The sequence below is a fragment of the Oceanobacillus longus genome (assembly GCF_042650085.1).
Taxonomy (GTDB): Bacteria; Bacillota; Bacilli; order Bacillales; family Amphibacillaceae; genus Oceanobacillus; species Oceanobacillus longus.
This window is the reverse complement of sequence record NZ_JBHSAO010000006.1, coordinates 22,045-39,945: the sequence shown is the minus strand read 5'-3', so window position 1 is coordinate 39,945 and position 17,901 is coordinate 22,045. Positions and strand designations below refer to the sequence as shown.

At 39.9% G+C, this 17,901-nt stretch carries 12 protein-coding genes and 1 riboswitch; of the genes, 9 read left to right on the top strand and 3 right to left on the bottom strand.

Annotated elements, in window-relative coordinates:
• Positions 1-69: 69 nt before the first annotated feature.
• Entirely contained in the window at positions 70-618 is a 549-nt protein-coding gene (locus ACFOUV_RS07820) for a thioredoxin family protein (RefSeq protein WP_379496197.1), read from the bottom strand.
• A 140-nt stretch (positions 619-758) separates the two neighbouring features.
• Between ACFOUV_RS07820 and ACFOUV_RS07815 the strand changes: the two genes are divergently transcribed.
• From ACFOUV_RS07815 to ACFOUV_RS07805, 3 genes are all read left to right on the top strand, one after another.
• On the top strand, positions 759-1,817 hold the full coding sequence (locus tag ACFOUV_RS07815; protein WP_379496587.1) for a M20/M25/M40 family metallo-hydrolase: 1,059 nt from the start codon (positions 759-761) through the stop codon (positions 1,815-1,817).
• Between the two features lie 974 nt (positions 1,818-2,791).
• Positions 2,792-7,069, top strand: a complete 4,278-nt coding sequence (locus tag ACFOUV_RS07810; RefSeq protein WP_379496586.1) for a S8 family serine peptidase — start codon at positions 2,792-2,794, stop codon at positions 7,067-7,069.
• A gap of 155 nt (positions 7,070-7,224) precedes the next feature.
• Positions 7,225-7,372, top strand: a riboswitch (FMN riboswitch).
• Positions 7,373-7,539: 167 nt separating this feature from the next.
• A complete protein-coding gene (locus ACFOUV_RS07805; RefSeq protein ID WP_379496585.1) occupies positions 7,540-8,124 on the top strand; it encodes an ECF transporter S component in 585 nt (194 codons plus the stop codon).
• A 96-nt stretch (positions 8,125-8,220) separates the two neighbouring features.
• Here the strand turns inward: ACFOUV_RS07805 and ACFOUV_RS07800 are convergent, their stop codons facing one another.
• Complete coding sequence (locus ACFOUV_RS07800) at positions 8,221-8,574, bottom strand: hypothetical protein (RefSeq protein WP_379496196.1); 354 nt, start codon at positions 8,572-8,574, stop codon at positions 8,221-8,223.
• A gap of 55 nt (positions 8,575-8,629) precedes the next feature.
• On the bottom strand, positions 8,630-9,565 hold the full coding sequence (locus ACFOUV_RS07795; RefSeq protein WP_379496195.1) for a 1,4-dihydroxy-2-naphthoate polyprenyltransferase: 936 nt from the start codon (positions 9,563-9,565) through the stop codon (positions 8,630-8,632).
• Between the two features lie 194 nt (positions 9,566-9,759).
• On the opposite strand from ACFOUV_RS07795, the gene ACFOUV_RS07790 reads away from it, so the two are divergent.
• From ACFOUV_RS07790 to ACFOUV_RS07765, 6 genes are all read left to right on the top strand, one after another.
• Complete coding sequence (locus tag ACFOUV_RS07790; protein WP_379496194.1) at positions 9,760-11,151, top strand: isochorismate synthase; 1,392 nt, start codon at positions 9,760-9,762, stop codon at positions 11,149-11,151.
• Entirely contained in the window at positions 11,152-12,903 is a 1,752-nt protein-coding gene (gene menD / locus ACFOUV_RS07785; RefSeq protein ID WP_379496193.1) for a 2-succinyl-5-enolpyruvyl-6-hydroxy-3-cyclohexene-1-carboxylic-acid synthase, read from the top strand. It begins immediately after the preceding gene.
• A gap of 5 nt (positions 12,904-12,908) precedes the next feature.
• Positions 12,909-13,721, top strand: coding sequence for a 2-succinyl-6-hydroxy-2,4-cyclohexadiene-1-carboxylate synthase (menH, locus tag ACFOUV_RS07780; RefSeq protein ID WP_379496192.1), 813 nt, complete (start codon positions 12,909-12,911; stop codon positions 13,719-13,721).
• Between the two features lie 37 nt (positions 13,722-13,758).
• Positions 13,759-14,577, top strand: coding sequence for a 1,4-dihydroxy-2-naphthoyl-CoA synthase (menB, locus tag ACFOUV_RS07775; protein ID WP_379496191.1), 819 nt, complete (start codon positions 13,759-13,761; stop codon positions 14,575-14,577).
• A 128-nt stretch (positions 14,578-14,705) separates the two neighbouring features.
• Entirely contained in the window at positions 14,706-16,151 is a 1,446-nt protein-coding gene (locus ACFOUV_RS07770) for an o-succinylbenzoate--CoA ligase (RefSeq protein WP_379496190.1), read from the top strand.
• A 62-nt stretch (positions 16,152-16,213) separates the two neighbouring features.
• Positions 16,214-17,851: a mechanosensitive ion channel gene (locus ACFOUV_RS07765; protein WP_379496189.1), complete on the top strand. Its 1,638-nt coding sequence runs from the start codon at positions 16,214-16,216 to the stop codon at positions 17,849-17,851.
• Positions 17,852-17,901 lie beyond the last annotated feature (50 nt).

Genomic DNA, 17,901 nt, shown 5'->3' with positions numbered 1-17,901 from the left:
AAAGTTGAGTTACGGCATTTTTCACCCACAAAAAAAGTAACAGCAAAAAATCACTGTTACTTTGGAATGTTATTGCAATGTTTCTCTTAAACTGGTATAAACATCTGTCCAAAATTCGGGATGGTCCCGGTAAGATTTTGTCATAAATAGAAATACTTCACTCGATTTTTCTTTAAAGTCTTCTGCATCTTTTGGTGGAAGCTTACGAAGTGACTCATCAACAAATTTCTGAATCTTTGTTGCGCGTGGTCCCCATTTGGCAACTTCATTCCCATCTTCATCCATAAAGATAAATATGGGGATGGAGCGAGATTTGCCATTGGTCAAGTATTGGTCCATCAGCTCTAGGTTTTGATCTCGTAAAAGCATCCGTACCTGAATACCTGATGCCTCAGATAGCTTCAAAAGAATGGGGATATTAAGCATAGCATCACCGCACCAGTCTTCCGTCAAGACAATTGCACGAAGATTTTTTTCACGCATTTGTTCGAAAAATGCTTCATCCTCAGGCAAAATGAATTGATCATAAATATACAGTAAATCATCCTTGTGCTTATCCATTGATTCAATATAAAGATCCGGGTTCAAGCCTTTTTCATACCATTCATTCAAATTCATCTTTTCACACTCCTTACAGATTGTAATCCTCTTTATTAAAGTTTACCCATTATTGGATGAGGCGTAAACAAAAGTGCTCTTCGGTAAAATCTTTGCTATCATGAAATTAATGAAATGTTTTACTCGAGGAGGAAGAAATGATGTCAAAAGTAAATCAGGAATTTTTATTGGAATTATTAAAAACCCCATCTCCATCCAGTATGGAAATGGATATACAAAAGAAATGGATTCATTATGTAAAGGATTTTGCTCATGAAATTCGCACCGATAATGCAGGAAATGCAATTGGTGTACTAAATCCTGAAGCCCCATTTAAACTATTACTTGCAGGTCATAGTGATGAAATTGCGCTCGTAGTAAATCGGATTGATGAAAGCGGCTATCTGCATTTTGATAAGATGGGTGGAATTAATCCAAAAGCTGCCGTTGGAATGCGTGTAACTGTACTTGGATATAACGGAACAGTTACTGGAGTTATAGGTGTAAATGCACAGCACCATGGAGGTTTGAAGAATGATTTCGGCCTCGAAGATCTTTTTATTGATTGCGGCTATAAAACGAACGATGAGGCAGGGAAAGATGTTCAAATCGGTGATCTCTGTGTCTATAAAACGGAACCTGAGATTTTAAGAGATCGTTATGTAGCAGGAAGGGGACTCGATAACCGGACGGGAGCCTTTATTGTTGCAGAAGTTTTAAAACGTCTTTCTGAAAAAGATGTAAAGGTTGGCGTTTATGCAGCAAGCACGGTTAATGAGGAAACGAATATGGGGGGCGCGTATTTTGCAGCGGCAGGTATCGAACCGACAATGGCAATAGCCTGTGATGTGACATTTGCAACCGACTATCCGGGTGTAAACAAAAATAAGTATGGTGATATCACGCTTGATGGTGGTCCTGTACTTGCAAAAGGTGCACCAATCAACATAAAAATTAATAAATTGCTTGAACGTACTGCGAAAAAGCTGAATATGGACGTACAATATGAACTTACTCCGAGAATGACCGGTACAGACGCAGACAAAATGCGATTAACTGGCAAGGGAGTTCCTGTTTCTTTAGTATCCTTGCCATTACGTTATATGCACTCACCAGTGGAAACAGCAAGTTTTAAAGATATTGATGAGGAAATTGAATTACTCGTCACGATGATTACCGACATGACCGGAGAAGAGAGCCTAAATCCGCTAGAAGATTAAAAAAATTGTTGCTTTTATCATAAAATCTATAAAATAGGTTTATTTCCAGAATTTGTGCTTTTTCCGCAGGAGTCACCGCCCACAGCGATGCCGGACTAGTGAAGCTGTAGGGTGCTTTTTTACCTATTAGCAAGTGTAGTCATTGTCAGCAACCTTCTAACCAGCTCTGGGAAATATACGAAGACTCCTGCGGGAAGAGAGGCATAGGTGAGACACTGAAATGCGCTAGCATGAAGGGGCTCACCAGCCGCCCGCGGAAAGCGTAGTGTATTTCCCAGAGCGGTCGCTGAAGAGACATATCCTACTTCGCATTTTATCTCAATTGCGAGGATTAAAAACAAAAATTACAAAAGAGTCTAAGCAAAAAGGCGATAGTGTCCAATAAAGTGGACGCTATCGCTTTTTTACTCGTTGCAACAAAAGTACTACCTATATTTCGAATCCCGACTATTGAACCATTTCTTATTAAGAACGAATGAATCTATACGCTATACATAGTCCTATTTTTCCTAGTTCTAGAAAAATACTATCATTCTTTAAAATATAAGTAGGTTTATATAATCATTTTATCAATAAATTGTTAACTAGATAACTAATAAATCCCTTATAAACCCTTGCTTACAGGTAATTACATGCTATTTAGTGGTTGATATTAGTTGAATAAAATACGAAAAATTCATACTAATCTATCAATTTTAAAAATTCGGATTATATTCGACGTAGTTCGACACTAACCTTTCTATTTATCTACTATACTGGCACTATCAACGAGAATTTGCACTCACACCACAGTGGCTTTAAATCGACATGATAAGTGTTCGCATTTGAAAAGGAGGCTAGGGTGTTTTTTTGTGCGTTTTAATGTCGTATTTTCAGCTGGTATTGCATTGGTTTAAAAATTGAGGGGAGGAAAAGATTTGAGACTAAAGAAAAGGCGTCAAGTGAAAGCTTTTAGTATCGCAGCATCATTTTTAATGACATTTTCTTTAATTGCACCAAGTGTAGCGCTTGCTGAATCGAATAGCAAATCGTCTTACTCACTAAATGATTCCAATAAGGTAGCAGAAGTTAAAGTAAATGACCGGCTGATGAAGCAATTTAATGATGATGAAAAAGTTACCTTTCTTGTTAAATTTAAAGAAACAGCAGAAGTAGAGAAGGTGGCTAGTGAAGCTAGGGAAAGTGCGGCAAAGGAAAGTCTTTCAGCACAAAAAGCAGAACATATTCAGCGCTCTGCAGTAATTGCTGAATTGAAAGCAACGTCCTTAACGTCCCAACATAATGTAAAGGAATTCTTGGAAAAGGAAATAGAAAATGGAAATGCTGAAAATCTCAAATCTTATCACATTGTCAATGGTTTGGCAGTAACAGCAACAAAAGAAGTAGCGGAAAAAATCGCTACATTTTCTGAAGTTGAAAAAATCTTACCCAATGAAACACGTGAACTGTATACAACAGTTTCCAAAGATGCAGAAACACCAAATTCTGATATTGCAAACGTAGAGTGGAATGTAGAACGTGTTGGCGCTCCTGGTGTTTGGGATATGGGATTTGATGGTTCAGGTGTTGTTGTAGCAAGTATCGATACTGGTGTTCAGCATGATCATCCAGGATTAGCCGATAAATATCGTGGCTATGATGCTGCAACTGGCGAGGTAGATCATACGTACAGCTGGTTTGATGCAACAACAGGTCAGGATGTTCCTTATGATGACCAGGGGCATGGTACACACGTAACTGGTACAATGGTAGGTAGTGAGCCAGATGGTTCGAATCAGGTCGGTGTAGCACCTGGAGCTAAGTTTATTTCAGCTAGAGCTTTCACTGCAGCTGGAGGAACAGATGTAGATTTATTAGCATCTGCTGAGTGGATCTTAGCACCTGGTGGGGACGCTTCTATGGCTCCGGATGTTGTCAATAATTCATGGGGTGGTGGACCAGGTCTTGATGAATGGTACCGTGATGTAGTTATTTCTTGGAGAGCGGCGGAAATTTTCCCTGAATTCTCTGCAGGTAATACTACGTTCTCTAACCCAGGTGGTCCTGGATCAATTGCAACTCCAGCAAACTATCCAGAATCATTCGCAACTGGTGCTACAGATATTAATGACAATTTAGCTAGCTTTTCATTGGAAGGACCTTCACCATATGAAGATGATATTAAACCGGATATATCAGCTCCTGGTGTGAACATTCGTTCAACGGTACCAGGTGGTGGCTATGAAGGTGGATGGAATGGTACATCAATGGCGGGACCTGCAGTCTCTGGTGCAGTAGCACTTATGATTCAAGCGAATGCTAGTTTAACGGTTGATGAATTGGAAGAAATAGTTATGAGTACAGCGACACCATTAACAGATGGCACTTATCCTGAGGCTCCAAACATGGGGTATGGATATGGTCTTGTTAATGCATATGACGCTGTTTCATCTCTAGTAACTGGTCTTGGAACATTAGAAGGACAAGTAACAAAAGAAGGGGAAGACACGGAAGCTCCTACTTTTGAGCATGAGGCACCAATAGAAACATATGAAGGCATGGATCTTGATTTAAGCATTCAGGCTACAGATGATATTAGTGTTAATTCTGTAGAGGTTATCTATGGTGATGGACAATCTATTGAAGCATCTCGAGTAACAGGAGATTTTAAATCCGGCGAATATGTTGCAACCATTCCTGGGGAAGATATAACTGGTGATTCTTTTACCTATCAAATCGTTATTAATGACTTTGGCGGAAATGAAGTAATCAGTGATGAATATACGGTTGCAGTTCATCCTGGTATCACGGTAGGCTATTCTGCAGACTTTGAAACGGCTCCTGCAGGCTGGACACTATTCGGTGAAAACAATAGCTGGAATCGTGGTATCCCAACTTCTGGACCAGGAGAAGCTGTTTCAGGTGAAAATGTCTATGCGACAAATACAGAAGGAACGTATAGCAATAATGAGAATTCAACACTAGTTATGCCTCCAATCGATTTGCCTGAAGGAGAATCCTTCCTGCAGTTTGAACAATGGTATAACATTGAAAATAACTGGGATTATGGTCATGTGTTCATTTCAACAGATCAGGAAAACTGGACACAACTATTAAGACTGACGAACACATCTGATGGATGGGAACAAGTTGAAATTGACCTTTCCGAATATAGCGGAGAACGTGTCTACATTGGTTTCAACCTTGATACAGATGGTAGTGTTTTAAGAGATGGCTGGTATATTGATGATGTAGCATTATCAGATACATCATTGGGAATAGTAGAAGCTGAAGAGCCAATTTCACTCGGCGTAATCGGTCCAAGTGAAGAAGCTAAAAAGGAAAAAGTTAATCCAGATAAAATGCAGCCTGTCATGACAAGGAATGAATCTGTTTCATTGAGTGATGAAGGAATTCATCCAACACTACTACCATTAGGTGCACAAGTAAGCGTGCTTGAAAGTGGGCGTTCGGTAAACACGAACCCACAAGATGGAAGTTATTCCTTACTGCATGCAGCAGGTGAGTTTACAGTTGTAGCAGAATCTTACGGTTTTGAATCGGAAGAACAATCCGTATCAATCGAAGCAGACGGAACTGCGGTAGCCGATTTTATATTGGAAGAAATTGATCAATACACGGTTAGTGGTACGGTTACTGATGAAGACACCGGAGAAGGAATCGAAGGTGCAACAGTGCTTCTTGTAGAAGATGCAACTATTGAACCTATCGAAACAGATACTAGTGGTAGTTTCGCATTGACTGCATACGAGGGTACGTACACATTGAAAATTCTTGCAGCTGGATATCATGGAACTGAGGTTGAAGTGGATCTTGATGGTTCAGACGCTGAAGTAAATGTGGTACTGGAACCATTCTACACGGTTCCTGGCGGAGAAATTGGTTATGATGATGGAAGTGCAGAGAATGCACGTGCATTCTATGACGCTGGAAATGGATGGGCAGTAAAAATGTCCCTACCTGAAGGACAGGAATCTGCTATCGTAACGGATGGTGTTTTCCAATTCCATGGTACCGACTGGCCAACACCAGGTGGAACTGAATTTGCTGTAGAAGTTTGGGATGCTACAGGTCCGGATGGAACACCAGGAGAAAAATTAGCTGGACCGGTTGATGCAGAGGCAATCAGAAGCCTAGATGAGTGGACTGTTGTTGACCTAACCGAACATTCTATTCAAGTTGATGGTGACTTCTATATGGTATACATTCAAACGGGAGCAAATCCAAATGTACCAGGACTTGCAACAGATGAAAATGGACCAAATGCAGAACGTAGCTATCAATATGTTGGTGGTGCATGGGGACCATCTCCAGCAGCGGAAGGTAACTATATGATCCGTGCTCGTTTAGCGTATGGAGTAGATGATCCTGTAATTACTACACCTGCAGAAGACTTCATTACGAATGAAACGGAGTTGACAGTAGCAGGAACTGCTTCTGCAACAACAACTGTTCAGTTATTGAATAATGGAGAAGAAATTGAATCTGTTGAAGTTGGCTACGATGGGTCTTTTGAGTTCCCAACTGAACTGACAGAAGGAGATAATGAATTCCAGGCATTAACGTTATTAAACGGTGTAGTAGTTGGTGAATCTGAAACAGTGACAGTTACTCTGGATACAGAAGCACCAGACCTAACAATTGATTCTCCTGCAGATGGAGATCAAACTACTCGTGAAACAGTAACAGTTGAAGGTACTGTAGCTGATGCAAATCTTGACTTTGTAGAAGTGAATGGTCAAGCAGCTGCTATTGAAGATGGAAGCTACTCTAAACGTATCTTGCTTGATGAAGGCGAAAATTCAATTGAAGTTGTTGCAGCAGATTTAGCTGGAAATACAGCAACTGAATCGATAGTCATCGGAGCAGATTTCACTGCTCCTGAGATCTCAAACTTAACACCTACAGAAGATGTCAATCTTAAAGCTGGTGAAAGTGTCATGATTGAGTTTGAAAGCGAGCCAGGGTTAGATGCTTCATTTATGATCCATATGCCACTCACAAATCTTGGAGTTGCCAATGCTACAGAACTTCCAATGATGGAAACATCTGATGGAACCTATGTAGGTTATTGGACAGTACCAAGTAATGTAACTGCAGAAGGTGCAGTTGTAGAAGTAAAAGCAGTAGATGAATTTGGTAATGAAACACGCGATCAAGCGGAAGGAAAGCTATATATCGGCGATGAAGAAGATGAAGGTAATGGCAATGGAAAAGGTAAAGGAAAAGGCAAAGGTAACGGAAAAGGTTAAAAGTAAGAATTAGTAGTAGGCAAACGAAGAGAGTGTGGGAGAGTTTTTTTCCACACTCTCTTCGTTTGTTTTACTTTTGGCTGAGATTTCTAATTATTTTTCTTGCAAACTAGTGAAGATCTAGTATAATATAGTTAAACAATTAAATAATCGATTCCAATCTTCGGGGCAGGGTGAAATTCCCGACCGGCGGTGATAAGTATAATTACTTAAAGTCCGCGAACGGTATGGCAGCTTTGCTATATGGTTGACCTGGTGCAATTCCAGGACCGACAGTTACAGTCTGGATGGGAGAAGATGTCGAGCCTGATTTTGGTGTATCCTTACACCATTATTTACCGATGAATTTAAAACCCTAAAGCCCTAAAGCCCTTATTTGCTTTAGGGTTTTTGTGATTATTCGGTAAAGTTCAGGGTAGCAATCCTTCATCACGAGAGCGGAATCGATAAGATGAAGGAGGAATAGGATGATGCAAAATACAAAAAAGCAATCATCAAATTTATTAAAACTTATTATTTTAGCATTGTTGGGAACGATCTCACTAGTCTTATTTTTTATTAACTTCCCACTACCATTTTTACCACCGTATTTAAAAATAGATTTCAGTGATGTGCCAGCATTAATGGCATCACTCATTTTCTCCCCGATTGCAGGTGTTATCGTGGTAGCGGTGAAAAATATCCTTTATTTAGCAGTATCGGGAGCAGGTGATCCAATCGGAGTTTCAGCTAATTTCCTTGCCGGGGTCATGTTTGTTGTTCCTGTTTCGTTGCTTTATCATAAGTTTAATGGTGTTAAAAGCATTGTTTCCGGATTAGTGGCTGGAACAGTCATCATGGCAGTAGGTATGAGTGTGCTTAATTACTTCTTTATCCTCCCAGCGTATAGTTGGTTTATGGGCTGGGAAATGACTGATCAAGTAATCTGGACATCCGTATTGGTAGGTGTACTTCCATTTAATATAATTAAAGGAATTGTTGTTGCGTTACTATTTGTACCAATATTCATAAAAATGCGCAGCTGGATAGAAAGCCAACAAGCAAGATTTATATAAACGACAAAAGTTAACATCAGAAAGCTAATCTCAGATGAGGTTGGCTTTTTTTTTCACAAAAAGAAATCACCCCATGTTCAAAAGGGTGATTTCAAACTAGTTCTCTTCTTCAACTAAATTTCTGGCAATCGGCATTACTTCCAGTCTTTCTTCTGGAATTGGTTTGCCTGATTTTTCACTAAGACCATAGGAGCCATTTTCTATCCGATCAAGTGCATCTTCAATTTCTTTTAAACGATCCTGCCGCATAAGGTCCAATCCCGCGTCACGTTGCTGTTCGAACTGTTCAGTACCCATATCAGCTGGGTGGTTATCGTAATCAGCAAGTTCTTGGATTGATTCATTTGGACTTTGATTGCTATTGGAATGGATTTCCTGCTCCGTCTCGTTTTTCATTTGTAAGAGTTTTTCTTTGAAATATGCAAGCTTCTCATTACTAAGTTGATTCATAATTCCATCCTTCCTTTCGTTACGGAGGCGCTTATTTCATCTCTGGCACGTAGAATTAAATAAACGCTGCCAGAAGGAGTGAAATACCCAAAAGGAAACCATAAATCGTATTTGTTTTTGCGGTCGCTGCCATGGCAGGCATCATTTCAATTGCTTCTGTTTTACCTCGGAACTTCTTAATAACTTCACGGGCCTTCACAGCACTAAAAAATGTGATCAGTGACCAAAGAGGCAAATTCCCGATAATAATCAAGATTCCAGTGATTACATAGGCTATAATCATTAAAAAAGCGAGCAAGGTGACGGATCTTTCTCTGCCAATTAACACAGCGATTGTTTTCCTGCCGCCTATTTTATCTCCATCACGGTCACGAATATTATTGGACAAATTGATACTTCCGATGAATATTGAAATTGGAATAGAAATCCAAACCATTTCAGCTGTAACAGTACCGGTTTGTATAAAGTAAGTGATGCCAATAATTACTGTTCCCATTAATACGCCTGAAAATAATTCTCCAAATGGGGTATAGGATATAGGAAGCGGCCCTCCAGTATATAAATAACCGAAAGCCATACAAACTAAACCAATAACTGCAATCCACCAACTGGAAGTCATACAAATATAGATGCCGAGAAGAATGGAAATGCCATAGAAACCAAATGCCAAATTCCGGATTCTTTTCGGTGCAATACCGTCCCGAACAATAGAACCGCCAATACCGACAGACTCATCAGTATCTAAACCTCGTACAAAGTCGTAGTATTCATTGAACATATTCGTTGCTGCCTGTATAAGTATGGATGCAACTAACATAGCGAGGAATAATAACCAATCAATGGATCCTTCATTAAAAGCGATCATCGTTCCAACAAAAACGGGAACAAAAGATGCTGTGAGTGTATGTGGGCGCAATAGACGCCACCAAACGTGAAAACCACCACGTTCATTTAAAGCCTGTTTAATCGTATTATTATCTGATGACTGCATGTATTTGTTCCCCCTGATTTATCTCTGCCAATCAGTATAATTTTAGGGAAATACAAGAGGCCTGTCAATCTATTCCGAACGGTTCTGCTGACAATTTTTGTAGAAATTGAAGGCTTTTCTTGAGAAACTGACGAAAAGAGCATAAAATAAGGTAGGATGTCTCTGACTTCAGGACATGACGGAGGTTAATTTAGATGATTGATATAAAGGAAAAACAAGTAGTATCGATACTGAATGAGGCTATACAACAACTTCAGACAGAAGATGATACCAGACTTGTAAGTATAACGAAAAAAATAGAAGAAACGGATCCGCTTTGTTTCTTTGATGCAGCTAAGCAAATTGGAGGAAATCGCACATTTTGGACAAGCTCATCCCAACAGTTTCTGCTTGTAGGCGCTGGAAGCGCGCACCAAATCAGTGCAGAGAAATCACGATTTGAGGAAACGGAAAAACAATGGAACTCCGTATTAGAAAAGGCATTCGTTCATAATCCATATGACGTTCCTGGGACTGGAGTCGTTGTACTTGGCGGCATGTCTTTTGATCCAAAAAAGAAACCAACGAAGTTATGGAAGAAGTTCAAACCGAGTAACTTTACAGTACCTGAATTTCTACTGACAAAATATGATAAAAGCTATTATTTTACAATAAATATTTATGTGAAAAAGAATGATCATGCCAAGCAGCTGGCAGATGATTTAAAGATGATGGAAAGAAAGCTTATTTTCAATCATAAACGAGTAGCCGATCGATTGAAAATTACCAAGGTGAAAGAGATAGATCCGGAAAAATGGAAAAACAGTGTTCGTAGAGCTACGGAAGTAATAGGGAAAGGCAATATGGAGAAAATCGTACTGGCCCGGGAAGTCCGGTTAAAATTCAACCAGAAAGCAGATATTTCAACCGTACTAAAGAATCTTTTAAACACACAGCCAAACAGCTATATCTTCGCCTATGAAATGGATGAAGATTGTTTTGTTGGAGCTACTCCGGAAAGACTTGTAAAACTGGAGGGAACGAAGCTTTTATCCACGTGTCTTGCAGGTACGGCTTCCCGTGGGAAAACAGAAATAGAGGATAGGAAAATTAGTGATGACCTTTTGCATGACGAGAAGAATCGACAAGAGCATGATTTCGTTGTGAAAATGATCAAACACGCAATCATGGATTATTGTACAGAAGTGAATATTCCGGATGAGCCAGTCATCTATCCGTTACGTAATTTACAGCATTTATACACACCTGTGACGGCAAATCTAAGAAATGGCTACAGTATTTTTGATATTATTAAGCAATTGCATCCTACACCAGCGCTTGGTGGGACACCACGTACGGAATCGCTCGCATTCATTCGTGAAGAGGAACTTTTGGACCGTGGGTGGTATGGGGCACCAATTGGCTGGATGGATAGTAATCAGAATGGTGAGTTCGCTGTGGCGATACGCTCTTCTCTCATACAAGGTGACGAGGCATCCCTTTTTGCAGGGTGTGGCGTAGTGAAAGATTCCGATCCAGACAGTGAATATGAAGAAACAAAAATTAAGCTTGTGCCTATGCTATCTGTTTTAGGAGGCAAACATTAGATGAACCATATAGAAACATTATCAAGATATACAGCAAACTTTGTAGATGAGTTAACAAAAAGTGGAGTGACGGATGTAGTAATTTCACCCGGTTCCCGATCTACGCCGCTTGCATTGACATTTACGGAGCATTCTTCCATCAAAGAATGGGTCATTATCGATGAAAGATCTGCAGCATTTTTTGCAATGGGAATCGCGAAACAAACGAATCGGCCGGTTGCACTTATTTGTACATCCGGAACAGCTGCAGCTAATTATTTTCCTGCTATTGTCGAGGCGCATTACAGTAGAGTACCATTGATAGTTTTAACAGCAGATCGCCCGCATGAGCTACGTGATGTTGGTGCACCACAGGCAATTGAACAAATTAAATTGTATGGTGATTATGTGAAATGGTTTCATGAAATGGCACTGCCTGAAGGTACGCCTGAAATGCTTGGTTATGCAAGAAATAAAGCAGCAAGAGCGGTGTATATGGCACAGGAAGGAAACCCTGGACCGCTTCATTTAAACTTTCCATTTCGGGAACCGCTCAACCCAGACTTTTCTTTGAGAAATTTATGGGAATCTCCTGCTACACAACAACAAACACAATCCGTTAATCCGGTCTTTGATGGAAAAAAAAGATTGGCAGCGCAACACGTTCAACAACTTGTTAAAACATTGGGTGATGGTCAAAAGGGTGTTATCGTTTGTGGACCGCAAACGGATCCGGATTTTGCTTCTGCAGTAACTGAACTTGCGCGTATTTGGGGTCTTCCTGTTTTGGCTGATCCATTATCACAAGTACGTACAGGCAGCCATCATAAAGATCAGGTTATTGAATCCTATGATGCTTTTTTAAGAAATAAATCGATCCGTGAACAATTGAAGCCAGATTATATTATTCGGTTTGGTGCCATGCCTGTTTCAAAGGCATACCTTTTTTATGTGAAAGAAAACAAAGATTCTAAGCAATACTTAGTGGAAAATTATACGGGTTACCGCGAACCGACTGGAAATATAACGGAATTCATTTTTGCGGATCCGGTTATGCTTTGTGAGGATTTGATTGCAGGATCTGCTGCATTTGATGTGGATACAGGATGGTTGAATCGTTGGCAGGAAATGAACAGTATTTCTAAAAAACATCTGTTAAGCGGCACGGAAGCGGCAATAACAGAAGGGGAAGTTGTAAGAGGATTGTGCGATGTAATCCCAGAAGACAGTACATTATATGTCGGAAATAGTATGGCTATTCGGGATGTGGATTCGTTCCTAATGACGACACCGAAGAACATTTCGATACTTGCAAATCGTGGTGCCAATGGTATTGATGGTATGATATCAAGTGGTGTTGGTGCGGCAACCACAGGCAAGCCGGTTACTTTATTATTAGGCGATTTATCCTTTTTCCATGATATGAATGGACTTCTGGCCGCAAAGCATTACAAGCTTAACATTACGATTTTACTGGTAAACAATAATGGTGGAGGTATCTTCTCCTTTTTACCTCAGTCGAACGACAAAAAGCATTTTGAAGCACTTTTCGGCACACCAGTGGATATTGAATTCGAAAATGCCATTACCATGTATGGTGGGGAATATGCTCTAGCGACAACAGAGGATCATTTAAAGGAACTGCTATATACAAGTTACCAGCACGAAGGTCTTTCCGTTATTGAAGTAAAAACAGATCGTAACGAAAATGTGGAATGGCATCGTGCGAAGTGGCATGCTATTGAGAAGGGAATCTTACAAGAAGGGGATTGATATTTTTGTATTTTTCCAGAGAAAATGTAACCTATTGGTATGAGGAACGAGGTGAGGGATTTCCGGTTGTGATGTTGCACGGGTTTACGGGAAGTTCAGCTACATGGCAATCTTTTATCAATGCGTTTGGTTCCGGCTATCGAATCATTACGATTGATTTGCCAGGGCATGGTAAAACCCGTACCCCTTCGCTCAAATCGATGGAGGAGTGCTGCGGAGATTTGCATTCACTTTTTCTATCACTTCAATTGGAGTCCTTCCATCTAGTCGGATATTCCATGGGCGGTCGTACTGCTTTGTCATACAGCCGGTTATATCCGGAACGAGTGCGTTCTGTCGTTTTGGAAAGTGCATCACCAGGAATTGCAAGCGTTCGGGAACGAAGGTTGCGCAAGGAGAGTGATGAAGTGCTTGCCGAGCGAATTGAACAGGATGGCGTACCATTGTTTGTGAATTATTGGCAGGACATTTCTTTGTTTCATACACAAAAGCGTTTAGCGCCCGATGTTCAGGAACAGCTTCGTTCGGAACGACTTTCTCATACTTCTGAAGGATTGGCATTATCCCTTCGTACAATGGGAACAGGCAGCCAAGTATCGCTATGGTCTCATCTTGAAAACTTGGATATGCCGGTGCTTTTGATTACCGGAGAACTTGACCCTAAATTTGTAAAGATTAATAAAAAGATGCAAAGTCATTTGAAATCAGGTAATCTGATTGTATGTGAGAATGCAGGACATGCAATTCACGTGGAAAAACCCGAAACTTTTGGTAAGATAGTAATAGGATTTATAAATGCGAATACTGGCTTAGATTGAAGAACTACATAAAATCTATTTTTAGGAGGAACCTGAAATGACTGTAGAATGGCAAAATGTGAAGAATTATGAAGAAATCATTTATGAGAAATATAATGGAGTAGCTAAAGTAACTATTAATCGTCCCGAAAAACGCAATGCATTCACACCACGGACTGTTCAGGAGATGATTGATGCGTTTGTAGATGCACGTGATGACTCATCAATTGGTGTAATTGTACTCGCTGGTGATGGAGATAAAGCATTCTGTTCCGGAGGAGATCAATCTGTCCGCGGACATGGTGGCTATGTTGGATCAGACAATATTCCGCGCTTGAACGTACTTGATTTACAAAGCTTAATCCGTAAGATTCCAAAACCGGTAATTGCAATGGTTTCTGGGTACGCAATCGGTGGTGGGCATGTATTGCATATTGTTTGTGATTTAACCATCGCGGCAGACAACGCAATTTTTGGACAAACTGGACCAAAAGTGGGAAGTTTTGATGCTGGATATGGCGCAGGATACCTTGCGCGCATGGTCGGTCATAAACGTGCACGTGAAATCTGGTACCTATGCCGCCAGTACAATGCCGATGAAGCATATGAAATGGGTATGGTTAATAGCGTCGTACCACTTGAAAAACTAGAAGAAGAAACATTACAGTGGTGTGAAGAAATTCTAGAAAAATCACCAACTGCACTACGTTTCCTTAAAGCATCATTTAATGCGGATACAGATGGGCTCGCTGGTTTGCAGCAACTTGGTGGAGATGCGACATTACTTTACTACACATCAGATGAAGCAAAAGAAGGACGCGACGCTTTCAAAGAAAAGAGAAAACCGGATTTTAAACAATTCCCGCGTTTCCCTTGATCCATTGATGGATGCACATACGAAAACCTTTGCTAACCTGGGCAAAGGTTTTTGTTTTTAGTGGTATTAGCTCTCGATTCGTTATATCCATCCATGGTCACTATATATAAGTAAGGAGAATCAACATAATGGCAGAAGTTATACCACATTGGTTAACAAAGCAAGCTGATTTATCTCCAGAAGCAATTGCAATGGAGTTGGAAGATGGCAGCACGGTTACATTTAAAATTTTAAAAGAAAAAAGTCAGCGCTTTGCTAAGCAACTGGCACAACGTGGAGTTTCTGAGGGAAGTCATGTTGGAATTTTATCGACGAACCAGATCCCAATGATTGTGGCCATTCATGCATTAAGCTATTTAGGTGCTGTTGGCGTTCTATTAAATACTCGGCTGACTGCCGAAGAGCTTAATTATCAAGTGACAGATGCAGAAGTTTCCATTTTGATTACTGCAGATCATTTAAAAGAATCATGTCAAACTTTAAACGTAAATCACATTCAATCATTTTCCGATATTGAAGCACAACCAGGAAAAGAGGTAACTTTAAAATCGGAGTTAGATTTGGGTAATACTTTTACGATTATATACACTTCTGGCACAACTGGTTTTCCGAAAGGGGTGCTGCATACGTATGGCAATCATTGGTGGAGTGCAATTGGGTCAGCATTGAATCTTGGTTTGAATAAAGATGATAAATGGCTGATACCACTTCCAATTTTTCATGTTAGTGGATTATCTACATCAATCAAGAGTGTAATCTATGGCATGCCAGTCTATCTTTTGGAAAAATTTGACACCGAGGCAGTACATCAAGCCATTATCAACAAAGGAATTACGATTGTTTCGGTCGTCACTATGATGGTGCAACGTTTGATGGATCGACTTGGTGATGAAAGCTATCCCAAAACACTTCGGTGCATGCTTCTAGGTGGTGGACCAGCACCAAAGCCAATGTTGGAACGAGCAAAGGAGAAGAAAATTCCTGTATTTCAATCCTATGGCATGACGGAGACTGCTTCTCAAATTGTAACGCTGGGACCGAAAGATGCTCTGGAGAAAATTGGATCAGCTGGAAAACCACTATTCCCTGCACAATTGAAAATTGAACAAACTACAGATGAGTTAGTAGGGGAAATTCTCGTAAAAGGCCCTATGGTGACGAATGGTTATTTTAAAAATGAGGATGCAAATAGTAAATTATTCGACAATGGCTGGCTAGCAACAGGTGATGTGGGTTATCTCGATGATGAAGGATTTCTTTATGTCGTGGACCGACGCAAGGATTTAATTATTTCAGGTGGGGAGAACATATATCCATCCGAAATTGAAAGTGTGCTTAGCGGTATGGAACAAATCCGGGAAGTGGGCGTTGCTGGAAAAACAGATAATGTGTGGGGGCAAGTACCTATCGCATACGTCGTCAAACATAAAGAAGTAACCGTGGAGGCCATTTACACCTATGCCGAAAAACGTTTGGCAAAGTATAAATTGCCTAAAGAAATACATTTTGTTGAAGGAATTCCTAGAAACGCTTCGAATAAATTGGTGCGTAGTAAATTAATCGATTTATATTAAATGTTTCAAGCAGGCTCTCTTAAGGTATACATAGGTATATACTTGAAGGGAGCTTGATATGTATGAACAATTTTATGAACGATTATTTGTCGGGTAGTTTTATGCAAGGACTGCAAAATTTTGTAGTAGCACTCATTGTTTTATTAGTAGGTTGGTTGATCGCCAAATTAATCGGGAATTTAGTTGAAAAAGCGTTGAAAAAAACCGATTGGGACGATAAATTAATAAACAAATACCGTACAAGTGATAAACCAGTAAACGCAGCTAAGCTCATTGGAAGAGTGGTCTATTACATACTTCTAGTGGTTGTCTTCATTCTGTTCTTCAATGTATTGAATCTGAATATGATTGCAAATCCACTTTCTGAACTTATTTCTACATTACTGAACTTTATACCCGCAGTTCTAAGCGCAGCACTTATTCTTTTACTAGCATGGGTTATTGCGAGTATTGCCCAATGGTTAATTGTTGAAGGAAGCAAAAAAGTCAATTTACAACATTTGCTTTTCAAATTTAAGCTGGCAAAAACAGAAACAGATATACAAAAATATACACAAACAATTGGTAAGATCGTATTTTATCTAATTTTACTGTTGTTCATCCCAGGTGTTCTTGATGCACTGAATATTCAAGGTGTAGCAGAACCATTTAGTGGCTTATTGGCAACGATCCTTGGATTCATTCCGAAATTGATTGCAGCAACCATTATTTTTGGAGTAGGATGGTTTGTAGCTAAAATTGTTCAGCGTATTGTAACGAATCTGTTGCATGCCGTTGGTTCCGAAAAACTGATTGATCGCCTGAAGCTTACCAAATTGTTTGAAGGGACAAGCTTTGCGGCATTTGTAGGTAATATCGTATTTATCTTAATCTTGATTCCAATTACGATTGCTGCACTTGAACAACTTGAACTAAGAGGAATTACAGACCCGGCTATTGCGATGCTGAACACAATAATGAACATGATTCCAAGTATCCTAGTTGCAATTGGACTTGTTCTTGTCGGTGTTTGGTTAGGTAAGCTGATTGGTGGGTTTGTGGAAGATTATTTACAACGACTAGGTTTCAATCGATTATCTTCTAAATTAAATGTTGGCAGTAGTAACCGAGCGTCCAATATAATGATACCTTCTACAATTGTAGGATATATCGTACAAATACTGATTGTATTTTTCCTTACCGTACAGGCATTGAATCTTGTACAGCTTGACTTCCTTGTAGGAATTGCTACTATAATTACAGCTTATATTCCACATGTGCTTGCTGCAGTGCTAATTCTAGGAGTAGCGATTATCCTGGGAAATATGGTTCAAAAGCTGTTGAGAAATATCCTAGATGGTCCTGCTGCTAATGCGCTGGCCGGTTTTGCGAAGTATGCCATTTTTGTATTAGCTGGATTTATGGCGCTGACACAACTTGGAATTGCTCCGACTATTGTTAATGCAGCATTTATCCTCATCCTTGGTGGTGTAGCTTTAGCATTCGGTCTTGCATTTGGACTTGGCGGAAAAGATTTTGCAAGCAAATACTTACGTAAGTTTGATAACACGATTGATGAAACATCCGTGAAAGAACAAAAAGCGAAACAATCTGATGTAACAGATCTGATGGAAGATACAGAAGTGAATCTTAATAAGTCTACGGAACAGACTATCGATGATACAGATCCACTTATCAATGATGATCCAGAAAAACGATAATAAATAACATTCGAGCATTTGCCTGACTATGGGCAAATGCTCTTTTTGGT

Coding starts and splice junctions, on each gene's coding strand:
- menD (WP_379496193.1), top strand. CDS start 11,152: ATGAACCATATAGAAACATTATCAAGATATACAGCAAACTTTGTAGAT.
- ACFOUV_RS07805 (WP_379496585.1), top strand. CDS start 7,540: ATGCAAAATACAAAAAAGCAATCATCAAATTTATTAAAACTTATTATT.
- menB (WP_379496191.1), top strand. CDS start 13,759: ATGACTGTAGAATGGCAAAATGTGAAGAATTATGAAGAAATCATTTAT.
- ACFOUV_RS07790 (WP_379496194.1), top strand. CDS start 9,760: ATGATTGATATAAAGGAAAAACAAGTAGTATCGATACTGAATGAGGCT.
- ACFOUV_RS07815 (WP_379496587.1), top strand. CDS start 759: ATGTCAAAAGTAAATCAGGAATTTTTATTGGAATTATTAAAAACCCCA.
- ACFOUV_RS07765 (WP_379496189.1), top strand. CDS start 16,214: ATGAACAATTTTATGAACGATTATTTGTCGGGTAGTTTTATGCAAGGA.
- ACFOUV_RS07810 (WP_379496586.1), top strand. CDS start 2,792: ATGACATTTTCTTTAATTGCACCAAGTGTAGCGCTTGCTGAATCGAAT.
- ACFOUV_RS07795 (WP_379496195.1), bottom strand. CDS start 9,565: ATGCAGTCATCAGATAATAATACGATTAAACAGGCTTTAAATGAACGT.
- ACFOUV_RS07820 (WP_379496197.1), bottom strand. CDS start 618: ATGAATTTGAATGAATGGTATGAAAAAGGCTTGAACCCGGATCTTTAT.
- ACFOUV_RS07800 (WP_379496196.1), bottom strand. CDS start 8,574: ATGAATCAACTTAGTAATGAGAAGCTTGCATATTTCAAAGAAAAACTC.
- ACFOUV_RS07770 (WP_379496190.1), top strand. CDS start 14,706: ATGGCAGAAGTTATACCACATTGGTTAACAAAGCAAGCTGATTTATCT.